At 58.3% G+C, this 19,659-nt stretch carries 20 protein-coding genes; 13 read left to right on the plus strand and 7 right to left on the minus strand.

Annotation, left to right across the window (positions count from 1 at the left end; translation table 11 throughout):
- Positions 1-45: 45 nt before the first annotated feature.
- Together Q1A32_RS21790 and Q1A32_RS21795 are read right to left on the minus strand one after the other, a co-directional pair.
- Complete coding sequence (locus Q1A32_RS21790; protein WP_299657935.1) at positions 46-516, minus strand: MaoC family dehydratase; 471 nt, start codon at positions 514-516, stop codon at positions 46-48.
- Positions 513-1,514, minus strand: a complete 1,002-nt coding sequence (locus Q1A32_RS21795) for an NADP-dependent oxidoreductase (protein ID WP_299657936.1) — start codon at positions 1,512-1,514, stop codon at positions 513-515. The genes Q1A32_RS21790 and Q1A32_RS21795 overlap by 4 nt, the downstream gene beginning before the upstream one ends.
- A gap of 26 nt (positions 1,515-1,540) precedes the next feature.
- Here Q1A32_RS21795 and Q1A32_RS21800 point away from each other — a divergent pair, with 26 nt between their 5' ends.
- Complete coding sequence (locus tag Q1A32_RS21800; RefSeq protein WP_299657937.1) at positions 1,541-2,203, plus strand: histidine phosphatase family protein; 663 nt, start codon at positions 1,541-1,543, stop codon at positions 2,201-2,203.
- Here Q1A32_RS21800 and Q1A32_RS21805 read toward each other — a convergent pair.
- Positions 2,200-3,195 (minus strand): NADPH:quinone oxidoreductase family protein, encoded by a 996-nt coding sequence (locus Q1A32_RS21805; protein WP_299657938.1) that lies wholly within the window; start codon positions 3,193-3,195, stop codon positions 2,200-2,202. The two genes, Q1A32_RS21800 and Q1A32_RS21805, sit on opposite strands and share 4 nt — an antisense overlap.
- Positions 3,196-3,333: 138 nt before the next feature.
- Here Q1A32_RS21805 and Q1A32_RS21810 point away from each other — a divergent pair, with 138 nt between their 5' ends.
- From Q1A32_RS21810 to Q1A32_RS21855, 10 genes are all read left to right on the plus strand, one after another.
- Entirely contained in the window at positions 3,334-4,158 is an 825-nt protein-coding gene (locus Q1A32_RS21810; protein WP_299657939.1) for an SDR family NAD(P)-dependent oxidoreductase, read from the plus strand.
- The gene (locus Q1A32_RS21815) at positions 4,155-5,039 is read left to right on the plus strand and encodes an SDR family NAD(P)-dependent oxidoreductase (protein WP_299657940.1); all 885 of its coding nucleotides are present in this window, start codon (positions 4,155-4,157) and stop codon (positions 5,037-5,039) included. Before Q1A32_RS21810 ends, Q1A32_RS21815 begins: the two co-directional genes overlap by 4 nt.
- Before the next feature lie 96 nt (positions 5,040-5,135).
- A complete protein-coding gene (locus Q1A32_RS21820) occupies positions 5,136-6,332 on the plus strand; it encodes an acetyl-CoA C-acyltransferase (protein ID WP_299657941.1) in 1,197 nt (398 codons plus the stop codon).
- A 73-nt stretch (positions 6,333-6,405) separates the two neighbouring features.
- Positions 6,406-7,398, plus strand: coding sequence for a nitronate monooxygenase family protein (locus Q1A32_RS21825; protein WP_299657991.1), 993 nt, complete (start codon positions 6,406-6,408; stop codon positions 7,396-7,398).
- A gap of 1 nt (position 7,399) precedes the next feature.
- Entirely contained in the window at positions 7,400-8,428 is a 1,029-nt protein-coding gene (locus tag Q1A32_RS21830) for a phosphotransferase family protein (protein ID WP_299657942.1), read from the plus strand.
- A gap of 183 nt (positions 8,429-8,611) precedes the next feature.
- Positions 8,612-9,856, plus strand: a complete 1,245-nt coding sequence (locus Q1A32_RS21835; RefSeq protein WP_299657943.1) for a branched-chain amino acid ABC transporter substrate-binding protein — start codon at positions 8,612-8,614, stop codon at positions 9,854-9,856.
- A gap of 130 nt (positions 9,857-9,986) precedes the next feature.
- A complete protein-coding gene (locus Q1A32_RS21840; protein WP_299657944.1) occupies positions 9,987-10,943 on the plus strand; it encodes a branched-chain amino acid ABC transporter permease in 957 nt (318 codons plus the stop codon).
- The gene (locus tag Q1A32_RS21845; protein ID WP_299657945.1) at positions 10,940-12,238 is read left to right on the plus strand and encodes a branched-chain amino acid ABC transporter permease; all 1,299 of its coding nucleotides are present in this window, start codon (positions 10,940-10,942) and stop codon (positions 12,236-12,238) included. The genes Q1A32_RS21840 and Q1A32_RS21845 overlap by 4 nt, the downstream gene beginning before the upstream one ends.
- Positions 12,235-12,990 (plus strand): ABC transporter ATP-binding protein, encoded by a 756-nt coding sequence (locus Q1A32_RS21850; RefSeq protein WP_299657946.1) that lies wholly within the window; start codon positions 12,235-12,237, stop codon positions 12,988-12,990. Before Q1A32_RS21845 ends, Q1A32_RS21850 begins: the two co-directional genes overlap by 4 nt.
- A complete protein-coding gene (locus Q1A32_RS21855; protein ID WP_366141254.1) occupies positions 12,987-13,691 on the plus strand; it encodes an ABC transporter ATP-binding protein in 705 nt (234 codons plus the stop codon). The genes Q1A32_RS21850 and Q1A32_RS21855 overlap by 4 nt, the downstream gene beginning before the upstream one ends.
- Positions 13,692-13,737: 46 nt before the next feature.
- Here Q1A32_RS21855 and Q1A32_RS21860 read toward each other — a convergent pair whose 3' ends face one another.
- Positions 13,738-14,349 carry a glutathione S-transferase family protein gene (locus tag Q1A32_RS21860; protein WP_299657948.1) on the minus strand — a complete coding sequence of 204 codons (612 nt, stop codon included), beginning with the start codon at positions 14,347-14,349 and terminating at the stop codon, positions 13,738-13,740.
- Positions 14,350-14,425: 76 nt separating this feature from the next.
- Here Q1A32_RS21860 and Q1A32_RS21865 point away from each other — a divergent pair, with 76 nt between their 5' ends.
- Positions 14,426-15,634, plus strand: a complete 1,209-nt coding sequence (locus tag Q1A32_RS21865; RefSeq protein ID WP_299657949.1) for a serine hydrolase — start codon at positions 14,426-14,428, stop codon at positions 15,632-15,634.
- A 13-nt stretch (positions 15,635-15,647) separates the two neighbouring features.
- On the plus strand, positions 15,648-16,526 hold the full coding sequence (locus Q1A32_RS21870; protein ID WP_299657950.1) for an acyl-CoA thioesterase II: 879 nt from the start codon (positions 15,648-15,650) through the stop codon (positions 16,524-16,526).
- Here Q1A32_RS21870 and Q1A32_RS21875 read toward each other — a convergent pair.
- The 3 genes from Q1A32_RS21875 to Q1A32_RS21885 all read right to left on the minus strand — a co-directional run bounded on the left by Q1A32_RS21875 (position 16,514) and on the right by Q1A32_RS21885 (position 19,484).
- Positions 16,514-17,278, minus strand: a complete 765-nt coding sequence (locus Q1A32_RS21875) for an SDR family oxidoreductase (protein ID WP_299657951.1) — start codon at positions 17,276-17,278, stop codon at positions 16,514-16,516. The two genes, Q1A32_RS21870 and Q1A32_RS21875, sit on opposite strands and share 13 nt — an antisense overlap.
- Before the next feature lie 115 nt (positions 17,279-17,393).
- Positions 17,394-18,386, minus strand: coding sequence for an IS30 family transposase (locus Q1A32_RS21880; protein WP_299657952.1), 993 nt, complete (start codon positions 18,384-18,386; stop codon positions 17,394-17,396).
- Between the two features lie 99 nt (positions 18,387-18,485).
- Positions 18,486-19,484: an IS30 family transposase gene (locus Q1A32_RS21885; protein ID WP_299048820.1), complete on the minus strand. Its 999-nt coding sequence runs from the start codon at positions 19,482-19,484 to the stop codon at positions 18,486-18,488.
- Positions 19,485-19,659: the final 175 nt, after the last annotated feature.

Raw genomic sequence — 19,659 nt, forward strand, 5'->3', positions numbered from 1 at the left:
TATTCTGGTGTTAGCGAGTTTAACCGGTCTCTGTCTAGTATCCCGTTAGTCCTTTGACACAAACACGGCCAACCCAAGCCATTCTGCAACAAGAGCGGGTGTTGATGCGCCGTCAATTTCGATTGTCAGCGCCATCGTGCGCAACAGTTCCATATCGTTGCGCTTGCTGACATCGGTGAGTGTGAAGCGCCCGCGCAACTGGTTGCCGGATTTCACGGGGTTCAGAAAGCGCAGCCGGTTGAAGCCGTAGTTGATGCCCATGGTCTGGCCGGGCAACAGGGGAAAGCAGTCATAGGCAAAACGTGACGCAAGGCTTAGCGTCAAAAAACCATGCGCGATGGTGCCACCGAAGGGCGTGTCGGCTGCGCGCACCGGATCAACATGTATCCATTGATCATCATGGGTCGTTTCGGCGAACTGGTCGATCATAGGCTGATCAACCAGTATCCAGTTTGACACGCCCACTTCGGCACCGATTTGTGCGCTGAGCGTTGCGAGCGCTGCATCGATGCTCATGGGTCTGCGCCCACGCGCACCATGCGCTTGCCGGTATTTTCACCCTTCAGCAATCCGATCAGGGCGTGAGGCGCATTTTCCAGGCCCTCCACAATGTCTTCGGTCACCTTGATCTTGCCCTGAGCCACCCATGCTTGCAGCGCACGCGTCGCCTTGGCGTCGTCGCGCGCAAAATCCATGACGATGAAGCCCTCCATACGCAGGCGCTTTACCACGACGATACCCGGCAGGTTGCGCGGCCCCGTGGGCGACGTGGTGTCGTACTGGCTGATTGCCCCGCAACACACGACGCGACCGCGTTCGTTCATCAGCGCAAGGGCCGTTTCCAGGATCTCTCCACCCACATTGTCGAAATAGACGTCGACGGCGTCCGGGCATGCGGCGCGCAACGCTTTGAAGACGCCGCCCGCGCGGTAGTCGACGCAGGCGTCAAAGCCGAGCTCCCCTGTTACGAATGCGCATTTTTCGGGCCCACCCGCGATGCCAACGACGCGGCACCCGAGTGCCTTGCCGATTTGGCCGACATAACCGCCCACTGAACCTGCAGCGGCGCTGACAACGATGGTTTCACCAGCAAGGGGTTGGCCGATCTGCATCAAACCATGAAACGCAGTCTTGCCAGCGATACCGTACACGCTCAGCAAGTGGCTGAGTGGTTTGACCTTGGGAAGCTTCTGTAGCTTGTGCGCCGGGCGCGTGACGTGATCGGCCCACACGCTTTCAGCCGCGACAATGTCGCCTGCGGCGAGGCGGGACGACTTGCTCTCCATCACTTCGCAAATGGCATAGGTTGGCATGGGGTCGCCCGCATTGACAGCGTCGCGATAGGTGGCGCCCTGCATCCACGACCGATTGGCGGCATCGATGCTCATCAGTATTGTACGCAACAGAACCTCGCCGTCTTGCGGTTCGGGCATGGGCGTATCCTGCAAATCAAAGTGTTCTGGGCCAAGCGCGCCTTGTGGCAGGCTCGCAACGACGATCTGGTGGTTGGTCATGGGATGGCTCCTGTGTATGAGGGGGCATGACAAAAGAGTATCGCCAGCCTGTGTACGTGCCGCCCAAGGGAGCAGCGGATTTGTTTTTGATCCGGCATGGCGAAAGCGCGCCCGCACGACCGGGAGAAAGCTTTCCTCTGAAGGACGGAAGCGGAGACCCCCCGTTGCATCCGCACGGCCAGCGGCAGGCCGCCGCCGTGGGTGATCGGCTGAAAGGTGAAGCGTTCACAGCGCTTTATGTGACGAAATTGATTCGAACGCATCAAACCGCAGCACCGTTGGCGTCGCATTTGGGTCTGACGCCAGTCTTGAATCCTGACCTGCACGAAGTGCATTTGGGGGAGTGGGATGGCGGCCTGTACCGCATCAAGGCAGCGGAAGGTGACCCGATCTACAGGCGTGTGACGGAAACGCAGGATTGGGCCGCGATCCCCGGCGCCGAAACGCGGGACGTTTTTTTTAGTCGCGTGCACAAGGGGCTGCTGGACATCGCGCAGGCGCATGCTGACGAGCGTATCGCAGTGTTCGTGCATGGGGGTGTGATCGGTGCCGCGCTTGCCATGGCGACGCGGTCCGAACCATTTGCCTTTCTGGGCGCGGCAAACGGTTCGATCAGTCGCCTGGTTATTCATGGCGACCGCATGATCGTGCGCGGGTTCAATGAGACGCAACACCTTGACCACCTCTAGGGGTTCGTGAGGACCACTTTGCCGCGCACTTTTCGATCCGCGATCAGGGCCAACGCCTGTGCCGCGTCCTGCATGGAAAAGCTGGCAGAGATGCGTGGCTTGACCAAACCTTTGCCGTACATGTCAAAGAGGTCTTTGATGTTCTGTGCGTGGCCCGCCGGATCCTTGTAGATGGATGCCCCCCAGAACACACCGACAATCTGGCAGGACTTCAACAGGGTCAGATTCAGCGGAATCGCGGGGATACCGGCAGGGAAGCCCACAACGAGAAATCGACCGCCCCATGCCATCGAGCGGATCACCGGTTCCGCATAGTCTCCGCCAACAGCGTCGTAGGCGACGTGCACGCCGTCCGGTCCTGCGGCCTTCTTGATTTCACCCGACAGCGCCTTTTGAGCGTCGCGATCCATGTCGCGGGGATAGATGATTGTCTCATCTGCACCCAAATCCCGGCAGAAATCAGCCTTGTCCTGCGAGCTGACAGCCGCGATGACCTTGGCCCCGGTCGCCTTGCCCAGTTCGATGGCGGCCGCGCCGACGCCGCCCGCAGCCCCTAGGATCAACAGCGTCTCACCTGATTTCAGTTCACCACGATCCTTCAGCGCGTAATGGGACGTACCGTAGGTGAAGATAAAGCACGCCGCTTCGTCGAAGGGCATGCCATCCGGGATTTTCACGCACGCTGTTGCCGCCGTGCAGAGATGAGTGGTGAAACCGCCAAAGCCCGTCATTGCAAGCACGCGGTCCCCTTCGATCAAGGTTGTGACGCCCTCGCCGACAGCCTCCACAATGCCCGATACCTCGCCGCCCGGCGCAAAGGGACGGGGTGGCTTCATCTGATACAGGTCGCGGATGATCAGTGTGTCGGGGAAGTTTACGCCCGCCGCCTTGACCGCAATCCTGACCTCGCCTTTCTTCGGCTCAGGCGTTGGCCCTTCCGTCCATTCCAGCGTTTCCGGTCCACCGGGGGCGGTGCTGAGCATTGCGTGCATATCGGGTCCTCCCACCCATGACGTTACGGCAGGGGTGCAATGCACGTGCCTTTGTCTCATCCTGCAGTTGAGGATACGGTGCTGTAAAGCGGCGCAGCGCGCGACGTTACGGTAGCGGGCATGCGGGAGGAGAACGCCATGGACCCCAAGACACTGTTTTCATTGGATGGAAAGGTGGCTCTGGTCACCGGGGGCGCCACAGGCATCGGGCGGATGGCCGCCACTGGGCTGATGATGGCGGGTGCGCGTGTGCTGATCGCCAGCCGCAAGGGGGACGCTTGCGAGGCTGTCGCGGCAGAACTGAACGCCATGGACGGGCCAGGGTCCGTCGAAGGCTTCGCCGGAGATGTTGGCAGCGAAGAGGGCATCGCCGCTTTGGTCAAGGATGTGTCCGAACGCACGGACAAGCTGCACATCGTGATGAACAATTCGGGTGTCACATGGGGCGCGCCCATGGGGCAATTTCCCCATGCCGCATGGGAAAAGGTCATGAATGTGAATGTGGCCGGGTTGTTTCATCTGACGCAATCATTGCTTCCCATCCTGATGAAAAGCGCGACGCCGGATGATCCCGCCCGGGTTGTGAATGTCGGGTCGGTCATGGGTGATGCGCCTTTGGGCGACGGCGCCTATTCCTACGCTGCATCCAAGGCCGCAGTGCTGCACATGACCAAGATCATGGCCAAGGAACTGGCACCGTACCACATCACCGTCAATGCGCTGGCGCCGGGGCCTTTCGTGTCCAAGATGACGGCCTTTGCCACCGCGGACGAGGATATGCGCGACAAGGTTGGCGCGGACGTGCCTCTGGGGCGTGTCGGGCGGGATGAAGATATTGCGGGCTGCATGCAGTTTTTGTGCGGGCAGGGCGGCGCGTATCTGACGGGCGCAATTCTGCCGGTGTCAGGGGGCATTCAGGTGATGTCCGGCCCGAACCTGTTCCGCGCGGCCTTGGAGGGATGATCCGATTTGACGATCAGGTCGCTTTGGTCACGGGCGCGGGGGCAGGATTGGGTCGGAGCCACGCGCTGGGGCTGGCCGACCGGGGTGCCCGCGTGGTCATCAACGATATGGGCGACCCAACTGATGTCGCGGCAGAGATCGAAGCCGCAGGTGGTCAGGCCATGGCAGTGTCGGCCAATGTTTCCGATGCGAACGCCGTCGCGTCGATGGTTGCGCAGATCATGGACCGCTGGGGTCGCATCGATGTTCTGATCAACAATGCCGGCATTTTGCGCGACAAGACGTTCGCCAAAATGGATATGGACGACTTTGCCAAGGTCATCGATGTGCACCTTTTGGGCACTGCGCTGTGCTGTCATGCCGTGTGGCCGATCATGAAAACGCAAGGCTATGGGCGCATTGTCCTGACTGCATCAGGATCGGGGCTATACGGTAATTTCGGCCAGGCCAATTACGGGGCCGCCAAGGCCGGTATGGTTGGGCTGATGAATGTCCTGCATCTTGAGGGCGCGCGGGACGACATACGCGTGAACACCCTTGCGCCCACCGCTGCAACCGCGATGACAGAAGGATTGTTGCCACAGGCCGCGTTGGCGCTTTTGCAGCCGGAAACCATCACGCCGGGTGTACTTTATCTGGTCAGCAAGGACGGACCCAGCCGCACCATCCTGTCGGCGGGCGGCGGTACCTTTGCCGTGACACGCATTACCGAAACCCAAGGTGCCTTGATCGAGGACGACATAACACCCGAGGCCGTGGCAGATCGTTGGGCCGACGTCATCGACCCATCCGGTGCTGAGCCGTTGGAAAACGCCTTTGCCCAGACCCGTAAATACGCCCTACGCGCCGCCAAGGCCAAAGGCATCACGCTTGACTGGTAGGTGTCTATGCTCCTTTCCTTCATCTTGCCAGATAAACTTCGGGGTCTGGGGCAGCGCCCCGGTTCCGCATTCTCCAACTGAAAAGGACGCCTGAACATGCGCGACGCCGTCATCGTATCCACCGCCCGCACCCCTATTGGCAAAGCGTATCGCGGAGCCTTCAACGCAACGACGCCGCAGGCCTTGGCCGCACACGCCATCGAAAACGCCGTTGGCCGGGCTGGCGTCGAGGGCGCCGAAGTGCAGGACGTCGTCCTTGGTGCGGCACTGCAACAGGGACATTCTGCCAGCAACATCGCGCGCCAGGCCGCAATACGCGCAGGCCTACCGGTAACGGTGGCGGGCATGAGCCTTGATCGCCAATGTGCGTCCGGCATGATGGCGATCGCAGCAGCGTCAAAGCAAGTTGTGCTGGATGGCATGGATGTTGTTGTAGGGGGTGGGGTTGAAAGCGTGTCCATGGTCCAGACACCCGAGATGCGTGCGCATGCTGATCCGAGGCTCAAATCCGAAAAGCCCGAGATCTACATGACAATGCTGGAAACCGCGGAGACTGTTGCTGCCCGGTACGGTGTAAGCCGCGAGGCACAGGATCGATATGCCGTGCAATCGCAGGAACGGACCGCCGCCGCCCAAGACGCCGGAAAGTTCGACGACGAGATCGTGCCGCTGACCACCGTGATGAAGTTTCAGGACAAGGAAACCAAGGCGATCTCAGAACACGAGGTGACGCTTGAAAAAGACGAGGGCAACCGACCGGGTACGACCTATGAGAATGTCGCAGGGCTGAAGCCCGTTTTCGCGAATGGTATTCATGTGGAGCAAGGCGAATACATCACTGCGGGCAACGCGTCTCAATTGTCAGACGGTGCGTCAGCCGCGGTCGTGATGGAGGCATCGCTGGCTGAGAAGAAGGGCCTTGACCCATTGGGGCGCTGCGTCGGTGTCATGGCGGCGGGATGTGAGCCCGACGAAATGGGCATTGGGCCTGTTTTCGCGGTGCCAAAGTTGCTGGAAGCACATGATTTGAAAATGCACGATATCGGACTGTGGGAGCTGAACGAGGCGTTCGCCGTCCAAGTCCTGTATTGTCGTGACACGCTGGGCATTCCGGATGAGCTGCTGAACGTAAATGGCGGCGCTATTTCCATTGGTCACCCTTACGGTATGTCCGGCGCGCGCATGGTCGGGCACGCCTTGATCGAAGGCAAGCGGCGCGGTGCCAAACATGTCGTCTGCACGATGTGCGTGGGCGGTGGTATGGGCGCTGCTGGTCTGTTCGAGGTGCTTTGACCGTGATGTGCATCGGCGTTTTCGAAGAAACGAACGGTAGAAAAAATGGTCAGAAGGCGCGTGGATCATGGATATGAGCGTTGACGCACGTTTGCCTGCCGCGTTGAGAGGGCTGCGCATCCCTATGATTGCGGCACCCTTGTTCATCATCTCCGTGCCGGAACTGGTGATTGCGCAGTGCAAGGCCGGGATTGTTGGCTCTTTTCCCGCATTGAACGCGCGCGAGAGTGATGGCGAGCCGCCTTTGCTCGACACATGGCTGACGCAGATATCCGAAGAATTGGACCGGCATAACCAGGCCAATCCCGACAAACCTGCCGCACCCTTTGCCGTCAACCAGATCGTGCACAGGTCAAACGCAAGGTTGGACCGTGATCTGGAAATCTGCGCGCGCCACAAGGTGCCAATCTGGATCACATCGTTGGGCGCGCGGGTTGAGGTCAACGAGGCCGCGCATTCCTGTGGCGGTGTCGTATTGCACGATATCATCAACAACACCTTTGCCCGCAAGGCCATTCAGAAGGGCGCTGATGGATTGGTCGCCGTGGCCGCTGGCGCTGGTGGGCATGCTGGCCAGCAATCGCCCTTTGCCCTGATCCGCGAAATCCGCGAGTGGTTTGACGGACCGCTTGCCTTGTCCGGTGCAATTGCCACCGGGGAAGCCTTGCTTGCTGCGCGTGCCCTGGGGGCGGATTTTGGCTATGTTGGCTCGCCCTTTATCGCGACCACAGAAGCGAACGCAGTGCAGGGCTACAAGGATATGATCGTGGACAGCGGAGCGGAGGATATCGTTTACTCGTCGCTGTTCACCGGCGTATCGGGCAACTACCTGCGCGGCTCGGTGGAGGCGGCGGGTATGGATCCAGACGACTTGCCAGAGGCCGACGCGTCATCCATGAACTTCTCCTCCGGATCGTCAAAGCCGAAGGCCTGGAAGACAATCTGGGGATCGGGGCAGGGGATCGGGGCGGTGCGCTCCGTTGGTCTCGCCGCTGAAGTCGTCGACCGTATCGCACGCGAGTATAGGGCCGCAGGTGCGCGTTTGGCGCAAGATTTTGAGGTTTAACATGGATACGCAGACGTTGGACACGGACGCTGTCGCCGCGTTTCTCAAGGACAAGTTGCCGGGGTTCGACGGCGCAGTCGTCGCCACGAAGTTCGCAGGTGGTCAGTCCAACCCGACATTTCTTCTGGAGACAGGGGCCGGGAACTACGTTCTTCGACGCAAACCACCCGGGCAGTTGCTAAAATCTGCCCATGCCGTGGATCGTGAATTCCGTGTTCAAAAGGCGCTTTATGGCTCTGATGTGCCCGTCGCCAAGGTGCATGTCTTGTGCGAGGATGCGGCGATCATCGGGTCGGACTTTTACGTCATGGATCATGTGCCAGGGCGCAACTTCAATGAACCGACGATGGAAGGACTTGAGACCGCCGACCGCACTGCGGTGATCAATGACATGAACCGCGTTTTGGCCGCCTTGCACGAGGTCGATGTCGAAAAGGTCGGTCTTGCAGACTACGGACCGCCCGGTCACTACCTTGAGCGGCAGGTCGGACGCTGGTCCAAGCAATACCGGGCATCCGAAACGCAAGACATACCGGCAATGAACGCGCTTATCGAACGTCTGCAAGCCGATATGCCCGACGACGATGGACAGCGAACTTTGGTCCATGGCGATTACCGTATCGACAACATGATTTTCGAGGTGGACGGCACACGATGTCTGGCCGTTCTGGATTGGGAGCTGAGTACGATTGGCCACCCCTATGCCGATCTCGCCTCGGTGATCATGCAGTGGCAATTGCCTGCCGGGCCTGAGGGCCGCGGTTTGATGGGCGTGGACCGTGCGGCATTGGGCTTGCCATCTGACGAGGCGTTTGTCGCCGCGTATTGCGAACGCCGCGGCTTAGAGCGCGTGGACCGGTTTGGTTTCTACGTGGCTTTTTGCTTTTTCCGGATGGGCGCGATCATCCAAGGCGTCCTAAAACGTGCCTTGGACGGAAATGCATCAAATCCGAAACGTGCCATGCAGCTTGGTGCCTTTGTTCCAGTGTTTGCGGACAATGGGCTGAAGGCGCTGAAAACGGATAAATAACAAAGATATAAATGTTGTGGTAGATGTATCACATTAAGCCCAACCGGCGCTCGGCGCCGCGTCGCCCGGATTCAACCTAGACGCTTGACTTATCCTGTGCCTGTGCAACGCTGGACTTATCCCGCCTCCTGATCTGGTCCGAAAGAGGCCACGTGGGCGGACAGCGTTCTAGGGAGGAACATCATGCGCACCACAACCATGCTGGGGCTGACCACGGCCCTTACCCTTGCAGCCAGCGCATTTGCCGCTGGTGCCGACACCATCAAAATTGCCTTTATCGACCCGCTGAGCGGCCCTTTTGCGGGGACCGGCACAAACGGTTTGCATCAGTATGAATTTGCCGCCGAAGAGCTTGTGAACAAACAAGGCGGCGTGCTGGACGGCGACATGTTCGAAATTGTCGCGTTCGACAACAAGATCAGCCCGAAAGAGTCGTTGATCCAACTGCAGGTCGCCATCGATCAAGGCATACGCTATATCGCCCAAGGCAACAGCTCGGGTGTCGCAAACGCGCTGACCGAAGCCATCTCGAAGCACAATCGGCGCAACCCGGATGATCGGGTGCTGTTCCTGAACTATTCTGCGGTTGATCCCGCTCTGACAAACGACAAGTGCAACTTCTGGCATTTCCGCTTCGACGCGAATGCGGACATCAAGATGGATGCGCTGACGGATGTGATTGCGGCCGATGACAACATCGAAAAGGTGTATGTCATTGGTCAGGACTACTCATTCGGCAAGGCTGTCGCCGCGGCAGCGGTTCGGTTCCTTGGTGAAAAACGTCCTGACATCGAAATTGTCGGCAACGAGCTTCATCCAATCGGGAAAGTGAAGGATTTCACACCCTACGCGCGCAAGATCATGGCGTCTGATGCCGATGCGATCATCACAGGCAATTGGGGGGCCGACATGGTTGGCCTTGGCCGGTCAGTGTTGGAAAATGGGTATACCGGCCCGTTGTATACCTACTACGCCGCCGCCGATGGCATCACAGCCGCTTTTGGTGACGCTGGTGTGGGGTCGCTAAAGCTGGTGGCCGAAGGGCAAATCAACCCGCCGGTCAATGACCGCGCAGCTGCGTATTATGAAGCCTTCAAGGCAAAATACCCGGATGGCAATATCAGTCAGGCCCGCATCACCAATGTGATCGAAATGCTGGCCAAAGCCATCAACGAGGCGGGGACAGCAGACGACGTTGTTCCAGTCGCCTACGCCCTTGCGGGAATGGAGCATGAAAGCCTCTGGGGGACGCAGCTAAAGATGCGGGAAAGTGATCACCAGATCATTCAAGACGTGCATATTCATGCGCACACAAATGACGGTGTGACCTTCGACTACGACAATTCCGGATTCGGCCTCAAAGTCGACAGCACAGTGACCATGGCTGCAGCGGACAGTCCGACGACCTGCAAGATGCGTCGCCCCTGAAGCAAAATGGGCAGGGTCGCCATGATCCTGCCCCTTCTTCTGGCTGAAAATATCCCGGGGGTTTGGGGGCAGAGCCCCCATTCCAGAACACTCACAGTGTCGCGTAAGCGTCCATTGGATCACACCTGATATGGATCTCATCCTCGTCAACCTGATCGACGGCCTAGTGACAGGCCTTTTGCTCTTCATGCTGTCGGCAGGTCTGACGCTCATCTTTTCAATGATGGGCGTGCTGAACTTCGCGCATGCGAGCTTTTACATGTTGGGGGCGTATTTCGCCTTTCAGATCAGCCTGTATCTTGGGTTCTGGATGGGACTGCTGATTGCGCCGCTGGCAGTGGGCGTCATGGGGGCAGGGGTCGAACGCTACGGGCTCAGGCGCGTTCACCAATATGGGCATGTCCCCGAACTGATCTTTACCTTCGGTCTTGCCTTGTTGATCGAGGAACTGGTCCAGTTCATCTGGGGCAAGAACCAGATGCCGTATTCCACGCCCGAAATCCTGCAATTCACCGCATTCTCCATCGCGGGCAATTCCATCCCCGCCTACAAGATATTCATGATCTTCATCTCGATCGCGATCTTCATCGGGCTGCTCTACGTGCTGACCCGCACCCGCGTTGGGATGATTATTCAAGCGGCCCTGACCTACCCAAAGACGGTTGAAGCGTTGGGACACAACGTACCATTGATATTCATGGGTGTGTTCGGCGTCGGTACAGCGCTTGCTGGCGTGGCGGGGGTTATCGCCGGTCCGGTTCTGGGCACCTTTCCGGGCATGGCCTTTGTCCTTGGGTCCATTGTGTTTGTCACGATCGTCATCGGCGGGCTTGGCAGTCTCTGGGGCGCGCTGGTGGCGTCGTTGCTGATCGGATGGATCACCACCTTTTCCAAGGCCTACAATTTGCGGATGGAGGACGTGTTGACAGGGCTGGGCTTCACGAAACCTGAACCGATCTGGGACAGCGCGTGGCGTGATTTATGGTCGATCACAAGTCCGCAGATCGCTGACATTCTCCCGTATATCCTGATGGTGCTGATCCTGATTTTCCGCCCCTACGGTCTGTTTGGAAAGCGTGACGCATGAGCGATCAGTTGAGCACGGATCCTACCAAACCAGCGCAGCGCATGCGCGCCGGGTCGATGACAATTCCGCTTATGCCGTGGGTGTTGGGCGCCGCCTTGCTGGCGGTTTTGCCATTCATCTTCACGGCCAATTCCGCCATCACGATCATGAACCAGATGGCCATTACGATCATCTTCGCGCTCGCTTACAACATGCTGCTGGGGCAGGGCGGGATGCTGTCCTTCGGCCATGCCGTCTATGCAGGCGTTGGCGGGTTTGCCTGTGTCCACATCATGAATATGGACGATTTCTTTGCCGCGATCCCACTGCCGGTCCTACCGATTTTTGGCGGATTGATGGGGATGGGACTGGCAACAATCGTGGGAAGCTTCTCCACCCGAAAGGCAGGTACCGTTTTTGCCATGATATCGCTCGGCGTAGGTGAATTGATCGCCGCCTGTTCGGTGATCATCGTTGCCTTTTTCGGAGGCGAAGAGGGTGTTTCAGGCGACCGCACCTACGGCCTTCCCTTTTTTGGCGTCGAGTTTCTGCAGCAAATCGATGTCTACTACCTTATCGCGGTCTGGCTGATGATCTCGGCCGCGCTCATGTACCTTTACTCACGCACTCCTCTGGGTCGCATGGCCAATGCCGTGCGTGACAATCCGGAACGTGCGGAGTTCCTTGGATACTCGGCGCGATGGGTCCGCTTTTACTCCTTTGTCGCATCTGGCTTTTTTGCGGGCATTGCCGGCGCTCTCTTTGCAATCAACTACGAAATTCTGACCGAGGAAAACCTGAACACCACACAGTCCGGCATCATCCTTCTGGTGACATTCCTTGGCGGTGTGGGTTTCTTCTTTGGACCCATTCTGGGGGCCATCGTTTTCACCCTCGTGCAGACTGTATTAAGCCTGCAAACAGAACTGTGGGGCTTTTACCTCGGCATCATCTTCGTCCTTACAGTCATGTTCTTTCCGGGTGGTTTGGCGGGTTTGATCATGATGCACGTGCCTGCCATGCGATTGGGCAAACTGGGCCGGTTGGGTGTGCCGTACGTCAAAACACTCGGGGCCGGGCTGATTGGCTGCCTTGGGGCTGCGGCGCTGATCGAGATGACGTTTCATGTCCGTCACGCCAGTACGGGTGATCACGAAATGACAGTTTACTGGACGACGTTCGACAGCCACACCGTGCTGCCCTGGGTCCTCGCTATAGGGGCGACGCTGGTCGGGTTCGGAATTGCACGCAAGACGGCCCCTGCATTGGCCGAAGCCTGGAATGACGCCAATACTCCCGACGGAACGGCCCAATGAACCCCGCGCTGGAACTCGACAATCTCACAAAGTCCTTTGGCAAGACCGAGATCATTCGGGGTGTCGATTTGAGCATTGGCAAGGGAGAGCGGCACGCCATCATCGGCCCGAACGGGGCTGGCAAATCCACGCTCTTCAACCTGATCACAGGCCGGTTCCCGCAGACCGGTGGCTCTATCCGGCTGCACGGGGCCGACCTCGCCGGGAAAGCCCCGTTCGAAATCAACCGCATGGGGCTGAGCCGGTCATTTCAGATCACAAACATCTTTCCCAAGATGACCGTTTTCGAAAATGTACGCTGTTCGCTTTTGTGGTCGATGGGCTACCGCTACAACTTCTGGTCCATGGTCGGTCGGTCGCGTGCACTGACGGACAGCGCCGACGAAATCCTTGATCAGATCAATCTGACGGCACGACGGGATCTGCCAGCTGGCGTTCTCAGCTACGCTGAACAGCGCGCGTTGGAGATCGGGATCACCATCGCAGGCGGTGCCGACGTGATCATGCTGGATGAACCGACAGCGGGGATGAGCCATTCCGAAACGGACTATATCGTGGACCTGATCCGCGTTGTGACGGAAGGCAAGACATTGGTCATGGTCGAACATGATATGGGCGTTGTGTTTGGTCTGGCCGATCAGATTTCCGTTCTGGTGTATGGCGAGATCATTGCAACCGGCACGCCAGAGGCCGTGCGCGCCAACCCCAAGGTTCAGGAAGCGTATCTTGGCGAAGCGCTGGAGGCGCATTGATGCTCGATGTCACCGACCTGCACGCCTATTACGGCAAATCTCACATCCTTCAGGGAGTGAATATCAAGATTGCGGAAGGGGAGATCGTCGCACTTCTCGGCCGCAACGGCGTCGGGCGGTCCACCACGTGCAAGGCCGTCATGGGCGAGGTCGAACCGCATGGGTCGGTCAAGTTCCGCGATCAGGAAATCGCAGGCAAGAAGGCCTATGAAGTTGCCAATCTGGGCATTGGATACGTGCCGGAGAACCGCGATATCTTTCCTGGTCTGACCACCCGCCAAAATTTGATCCTGGGGCTGAAGCCCGGTCAGAAAGACGGGCAGGGGCGGTGGTCGATGCAGGACATGTTCGACATGTTCGAGAACCTCGAACGGCGCGCAGATGTCGAGGCATCGGTTCTGTCTGGTGGGGAACAGCAAATGCTGACCATGTGTCGGACCCTTATGGGGGATCCGGACCTTGTCATGATTGACGAACCGACGGAGGGTCTTTCTCCGCAAATGGTGCAACGCGTCGCCCAGTTGCTGCAAGAGATTGCCAAGCGGGGGATATCGACCTTGCTTGTGGAACAGAAGCTGTCCATCGCTCTGGACATTGCGCACCGCGTTTACGTGATGGGGCACGGACAGGTGGTTTTTGAGGGCACGCCAGCAGAGTTGAAGGCGCGAGACGATGTGCGCAAAGAATGGCTTGAGGTCTGAAGAGGCACAGCGCGGCTAGGCTTGTGGTTGCCGAAAACAGGTTATGTCAGAGGCTCGCCGCAGTCTGATAGGCGGGCCGCGCTTCCAGCCTTTCGATATATGCAGACAAGTTCGGCATGTCAGCCAGATCAACGCCGATCCCCTTTGCCGATATGGCCGCAGATCCGGTCATGATATCGGCGGCAGAGAAGTCACCGGCAAGGTAATCACGTCCCTCAAGTGCTGTGTCCACGGCAACCAACATCTGTCCCAAAAGCTTCTTTGCGCGCTTGGCGTGCACCTCTGACTGACGTTCAGGCGGCAGAAAGAACGTTTCGACCATGTAGCTGTTGATTGGCGGCATCAGCATGCCTTCGGCGTAGTGCAGCCACTGGAGATATGCAGGAGAGTCGACGCTGTTCGGGGCAGGGCGGAACCGCCCATCCCCGTGGCGCATCAGCAGGTATTCAAGGATTGCCCCGCTCTCCATGATCTGCACATCCCCATCGACCAGCACCGGCACGCGACCCATCGGATGGACGTGCGCCCGGAAATCAGCGCTGCGCATCGCCGGGTCGCCAAGAGTGTATGACACCAGTTCATACTCCAGCCCCATCTCTTCCAGAAGCCACGCCGCACGCACGGCACGGCTCTTGGGGGCAAAATAAAGTTTGAGCATTGCAGTCCTCCGTCAAGACACGCTAGCGCTCGCGCTTTTGTCTTGGCAAGCCTGCGCGGCACCGTATCGTGGGCGCATGTCATTGACCTTGGATCCCGCTCGCCTTGTCCGCATTCAAAGCTGGGCAGACCGATACACCGACGACCAAAAATTCCCGGGCATGTCAGTGTTGATCCGGCAGCATGGGCAAGAGGTGTTCTTTGCCAATTCCGGGACGCGCGATCTGTCGACCGGTGCCAAGTTTGATCGAGATACCGTTGCGCGTATCTACTCAATGACGAAGCCGATCACGTCGCTGATCCTGATGATGCTGATTGAAGAAGGGGCGATCCACCTTGACGCGCCACTTTCACGGTTTCTACCTGCCTTCAGTGACATGCAGGCCTTGCGCCCCGGCGCCACGGATATAGCAGACACCGAAGCCTGCGCCACACCAACCCTACACCAACTGCTGACCCACCAATCAGGTCTCAGCTATCCGTTTAACCCGGGCGTTTTGCCTGAGGCGATGGCGGACCTCGATCTGTTGTTCAAACCGACATCGGGCACGCTTGCCGAACAGTGTTCTGCGTTGGCCAATCTGCCCTTGGCATTCGCCCCTGGTCACCGTTGGGAATATTCAGTCGGGATAGATGTCATCGGGCGCGTGATCGAGGTGATTACCGGGCAGTCTCTGGATAACGTGTTTCAAACCCGGGTGTTGGACCCGCTTGGCATGGCGCACACCGGTTTTGCAGTGCCCGCCAAAGCCGTGGGCAGGTTCGCATCGCTGTATACGCCGTTGGCAGGGGACGCGATGGACCTGACCGCAAGTGCGGATGAAAGCACTTCGTTGCGACTGTTCGACGATGCGCAGAATTCGCCTTTTCGTGAAACCACATGCTTTAGTGGTGGGGGCGGGCTGATCGGCACGATCGACGATTACATGGCCCTTGCGGAATGCTTGCGGTTGCGCGGGCAGGGGCTGATCTCACCCTCCACTGCGGATTTCATGATGGCCAACCACCTGCCCGGCGATATCGCCAGCCTTGGACCAGCCAGCTTTGCAGAACAGCCCATGGACGGGATGGGATTTGGCATCGGTGGGGCCGTGGTAATTGATCCGGCGCGCAGCCGTGTGCCGTCGTCGATCGGGGATTTCAGTTGGGGCGGTATGGCCTCCACCTTCTTCTGGATTGACCTGGTGCATGATGTGAGCGTCGTGTTGTTCACCCAACTCAGCCCGTCGTCCAGCTATCCCGCGCGTGCCGAGCTTAAGGCGCTGGTGCATGGCGCATTGATGTGACAGGACCATTTTCATGACAGACGCACACCAGACCCTGCTCGACCTGCTGGCGGTTGAACGCCTTGAAGTAGATATGTTTCGCGGCACCGGGCAGGGGGGTGAGACACCGACACGCATTTTTGGCGGGCAGGTCATCGGACAGGCGCTGGCGTCTGCCTATCGGACCGTTGAGGACAGGTTGTGCCACTCGCTGCACGCATACTTCATCCGGCCGGGCGATCCGGCGATACCAGTTGTGTATCAAGTTGACCGCGCACGCGATGGCGGTAGCTTTACCACCCGCCGTGTTGTCGCGATCCAGCATGGGCGGCAAATTCTGAACATGTCGGCCTCTTTCCATGCAGACGAAGATGGCTGGTCTCATCAGCACCCAATGCCAGAGGTTGAGGGGCCGGAAACCCTGTCGGACCGCACGGAATTGCGCGAAGCGGTGCTGGACCGCATTCCCGAGAAGTTTCACGAAGAATTCCTGCGCCCACGGCCTATCGATATCCGCGAAGTGGCGCCGCGCGATTTCTTCACGCCGGAGCCAATGGATGACCATAGTCACCTTTGGTTTCGCATGGCCGCCGCCAAAGGCATCAGCCCGCAACTGCAGCATTGTTTGCTGGCCTATGCCTCTGATTTGAACCTGTTGGGCACAGCGCTGCGCCCGCATGGACAGACATGGTTCACAGGCCGTGTTATGGCCGCAAGCCTTGATCACGCGATGTGGTTCCACGCACCTGCGCAGTTCTGCGACTGGCATCTTTATACGATGGACAGTCCGTGGTCCGGCAAGGGCAGGGGCTTTAACCGCGGTATGATCTACGACAAGAACGGCACTCTCGTGGCGTCCGTCGCGCAGGAAGGGCTGATCCGTCCGATCACACCCAAAGCTCAGCCGGAATAAGCCCGGCTCAGTTTCTGCATGCCTGCAATCCAACGATCGTAATCGCCTGTCTTGAGTTGCATGTACTTCCGGACATTCTCGTGCGGTAGAACCAGAAAGGTTTCGTCGCGGATTGCGTCCATGCACGCTTGCGCTGCATCTTCGGGTTCCAGCATGCCGTCGATGGCTGCGACATGATCTTCATGGCCCTCGGTCATCGCGGTGCGCACTGCCTGCGGGCACAGGACGGATACTTTGATACCTGCATCGCCATGCGTGATCGCCAACCATTCGGCAAGGCCGACGGCTGCGTGCTTAGTCACTCCGTAGGGCGCAGAGCCGATCTGATTGAGAAGTCCGGCAGCGGATGCCGTATTCAAAAGATATCCGCCACCCCGAGCGATCATGCGCGGCACCACATGACGTGCGGCCCAGACATGTGCCATTACATTTATGTCCCACAGACGCTGCCAGTCTTCATTGGGTGCTTCTGCACCGCCTTCCACCAGCACACCTGCATTTGAACAGAAGATATCGATAGGACCAGAGTCGTCTTCAACCGTCTCGATCAGATCCCGAATTTGCGCTTCGTCTGAGACATCAACTTCGAATGCTTGTCCATTGATTTGACGAGATGTTTCTTCAGCACCAGCCATATCCCGATCCGCGCAGACTACGTGGCGTGCACCGTTGTGCGCAAAGGCATAACACAGCGAGCGCCCGATACCTCCGGCGGCTCCTGTGACAACCACGGTCTTGTTTTTGATATCCATTCTTGGCTCCACATAGTTGCGCCTTTGCAGCGTCGTGTCATCGTAGGGTGGTCCAAATGGTAAGCCAAGTTGGGGTCCTTACGTGATGGCTCAAGGGTCGTTGAGACGGTTTCCGCTATCTCAATTTCATCATCTCTTCTCTGAAGGCTTCCTTTGGGGTTCTCCATCTGAGGCACTTTCTGGGCGTCCCGTTCAGGCGGTCGCAAATCGCCTTCATATAGCGATTTGAGAGCGCCGCGAGCTGGGTGTCACGCGGCAGATATCGCCGGGCACGCTTGTTCAGATTCTCGACCGACCCTTTCTGCCAGGGCGCCTGCGGGTCACAGAACCAGCTTTCGGTTCCGATTCCGGATTTCAGCTTCCTCCATGCCCGGAACTCGAAGCCCCAGTCAAAGGTGATCGAGCGCCGAGCTGGTTGGGGCAGGGGTTCCATCACATCCATCAGCTTGTTCATCAGATGCGTCGAGCTGCGGTCGTTGTTACGGAACAGCACGGCGTAACGCGTTTTGCGCTCGACCAACGAGGCCACGTTCATATTGCCCTGAGAACGCTCAAAAATCATCAGGTCACCTTCCCATTCACCGAAGGTCTCACGGGTCTTCACGTGCTCCGGGCGCTGATGGATAGACCGATCCGGCGGGAAAACCTGGCCTCTGGGCCGTCTGGAGTAGCAGGGTTGCCGCTTTTTGCGACGGCTGGGGAGGTGGCGCGCCAGTTGCTCGGATTGGCCTTCGCGGCTGTAGACATAGGCATAGATCGTTTCGTGGCTGACGCGAATTGGCTGGCCATCATATCCAAGGCGGCCTGCGATCTGTTCCGGTGTCCATCCTGTCTTCAGGCGGTCGATCACATGGGCGCGCAAGTCTTCCAGGCGGATCAGCTTGCGCCGCCGCGCGCGTCTGGCATCTGCTGTTCTCTGTGCACTCACGCCGTAGTATCCGCTCAGATACGGCAGTTCGCTGTCTTCAAAATGATTGCGCTTGATCTCGCGATAGACGGTGGAGCGATGCCTGCCGATCTCGGCTGCGATCTTGCTCACCGGCACTTTTGCGTTCAGCATGTCCTCGATTGCGCGTCTCTCACGCAAATCCAGCTCTGCGTGCGCCATATTCGTTCTCCTTGCTTTTCGGCAAGATAGGGGATTTGTCGCAACCCGGTTTAGAATGTGCCAGTGATGGATTCTCAAGGTTCGTTGCGACAGTTTCCGCTATCTCAGTTTCATGAGTTCTTCCCTGAATGCTTCTGTCGGGGTGCGCCATCCCAGACACTTTCTAGGCGTTCCATTTAAGCGCTCGCAAATCGACTTCATATCTCGATTTGAGAGCGCGGCCACGGGCGCATCCCGTGGCAGATAGCGGCGTGCCCGTTTGTTCAGGTTCTCGACCGATCCCTTTTGCCATGGTGCCTGTGGGTCGCAAAACCAAGCCTCGGTTCCGATCCCCGGTTTGAGTTTGCGCCAGTTCCTAAACTCAATGCCTCGGTCAAACGTGATAGATTTGCGGGCTGGTTGGGGTAGGGGTTCCATCACGTCCATCAGCCGGTTCATCAGATGTGTTGTGCTGCGGTCGTTGTTGCGAAACAGAACGGCGAAACGGGTCTTACGTTCGACCAGGGAAGCGACGTTTGCCTTGCCCTGTGCCCGCTCAAAGATCATCAGATCGCCTTCCCATTCGCCGAATGTCTCACGGGTTTTGACATAGTCGGGGCGTTCATGGATTGACCGATCAGCCGGAAAAACAAGGCCACGCGGAGTGCGTCTGCGTCGTGGTAGGCGCTTCTTGCGCCGATGCGGCAGATAGCGCGCCAATTCTTCAGTCTGACCATCTGGGCCGTAAACAAAAGCATAGATCGTCTCGTGGCTCACGCGCAAAGGCTGACCGTCGTATTGCATGCGGCCTGCGATCTGTTCGGGTGACCATCCGATCTCCAGCTGCTTAACCACGTGCTGCCTCAGACCCTCGAACCGCACCAGTTTGCGGCGGCGCGCACGGCGTTGCGCCGCTGATCTCTGTGCATTCATGCCATAATAGCCGTTCAGGTTTGGCAGCTCGTCATCGTAATACCGATTCCGTTTGATCTCGCGATGCACTGTCGAGCGGTGCCTTCCGATCTCAGCGGCAATCTTGCTCACGGGCACTTTCGCATGCAACATGTCTTCAATTGCGCGTCGTTCACGCAAACCTAGCTCTGTGTGGGCCAACTTCATTCTCCTTGCTTTCCAGCAAGATAGGGGATTTGTCGCAACCCAGTTTAGAATGTGCCGCGCCGGGAGAACCAAAGGCCGATAATCGTGCTTATGCAAAATTTCATGGCCAGTCCGATATAGCGAGCCAGAGTTCAATTTCGTTCGGTCGATCCGCGTATTTGATGTTCCGTATGCC

It is taken from the genome of uncultured Tateyamaria sp. (assembly GCF_947503415.1).
Classification (GTDB): domain Bacteria; phylum Pseudomonadota; class Alphaproteobacteria; order Rhodobacterales; family Rhodobacteraceae; genus Tateyamaria.

What these genes read in the sequence shown, in the direction of transcription:
- Q1A32_RS21800 (WP_299657937.1), top strand. Translation starts at nt 1,541, where the DNA reads ATGACAAAAGAGTATCGCCAGCCTGTGTACGTGCCGCCCAAGGGAGCA.
- Q1A32_RS21835 (WP_299657943.1), top strand. Translation starts at nt 8,612, where the DNA reads ATGCGCACCACAACCATGCTGGGGCTGACCACGGCCCTTACCCTTGCA.
- Q1A32_RS21810 (WP_299657939.1), top strand. Translation starts at nt 3,334, where the DNA reads ATGGACCCCAAGACACTGTTTTCATTGGATGGAAAGGTGGCTCTGGTC.
- Q1A32_RS21815 (WP_299657940.1), top strand. Translation starts at nt 4,155, where the DNA reads ATGATCCGATTTGACGATCAGGTCGCTTTGGTCACGGGCGCGGGGGCA.
- Q1A32_RS21860 (WP_299657948.1), bottom strand. Translation starts at nt 14,349, where the DNA reads ATGCTCAAACTTTATTTTGCCCCCAAGAGCCGTGCCGTGCGTGCGGCG.
- Q1A32_RS21825 (WP_299657991.1), top strand. Translation starts at nt 6,406, where the DNA reads ATGAGCGTTGACGCACGTTTGCCTGCCGCGTTGAGAGGGCTGCGCATC.
- Q1A32_RS21795 (WP_299657936.1), bottom strand. Translation starts at nt 1,514, where the DNA reads ATGACCAACCACCAGATCGTCGTTGCGAGCCTGCCACAAGGCGCGCTT.
- Q1A32_RS21870 (WP_299657950.1), top strand. Translation starts at nt 15,648, where the DNA reads ATGACAGACGCACACCAGACCCTGCTCGACCTGCTGGCGGTTGAACGC.
- Q1A32_RS21850 (WP_299657946.1), top strand. Translation starts at nt 12,235, where the DNA reads ATGAACCCCGCGCTGGAACTCGACAATCTCACAAAGTCCTTTGGCAAG.
- Q1A32_RS21820 (WP_299657941.1), top strand. Translation starts at nt 5,136, where the DNA reads ATGCGCGACGCCGTCATCGTATCCACCGCCCGCACCCCTATTGGCAAA.
- Q1A32_RS21880 (WP_299657952.1), bottom strand. Translation starts at nt 18,386, where the DNA reads ATGGCGCACGCAGAGCTGGATTTGCGTGAGAGACGCGCAATCGAGGAC.
- Q1A32_RS21865 (WP_299657949.1), top strand. Translation starts at nt 14,426, where the DNA reads ATGTCATTGACCTTGGATCCCGCTCGCCTTGTCCGCATTCAAAGCTGG.
- Q1A32_RS21840 (WP_299657944.1), top strand. Translation starts at nt 9,987, where the DNA reads ATGGATCTCATCCTCGTCAACCTGATCGACGGCCTAGTGACAGGCCTT.
- Q1A32_RS21885 (WP_299048820.1), bottom strand. Translation starts at nt 19,484, where the DNA reads ATGAAGTTGGCCCACACAGAGCTAGGTTTGCGTGAACGACGCGCAATT.
- Q1A32_RS21830 (WP_299657942.1), top strand. Translation starts at nt 7,400, where the DNA reads ATGGATACGCAGACGTTGGACACGGACGCTGTCGCCGCGTTTCTCAAG.
- Q1A32_RS21845 (WP_299657945.1), top strand. Translation starts at nt 10,940, where the DNA reads ATGAGCGATCAGTTGAGCACGGATCCTACCAAACCAGCGCAGCGCATG.
- Q1A32_RS21805 (WP_299657938.1), bottom strand. Translation starts at nt 3,195, where the DNA reads ATGCACGCAATGCTCAGCACCGCCCCCGGTGGACCGGAAACGCTGGAA.
- Q1A32_RS21790 (WP_299657935.1), bottom strand. Translation starts at nt 516, where the DNA reads ATGAGCATCGATGCAGCGCTCGCAACGCTCAGCGCACAAATCGGTGCC.
- Q1A32_RS21875 (WP_299657951.1), bottom strand. Translation starts at nt 17,278, where the DNA reads ATGGATATCAAAAACAAGACCGTGGTTGTCACAGGAGCCGCCGGAGGT.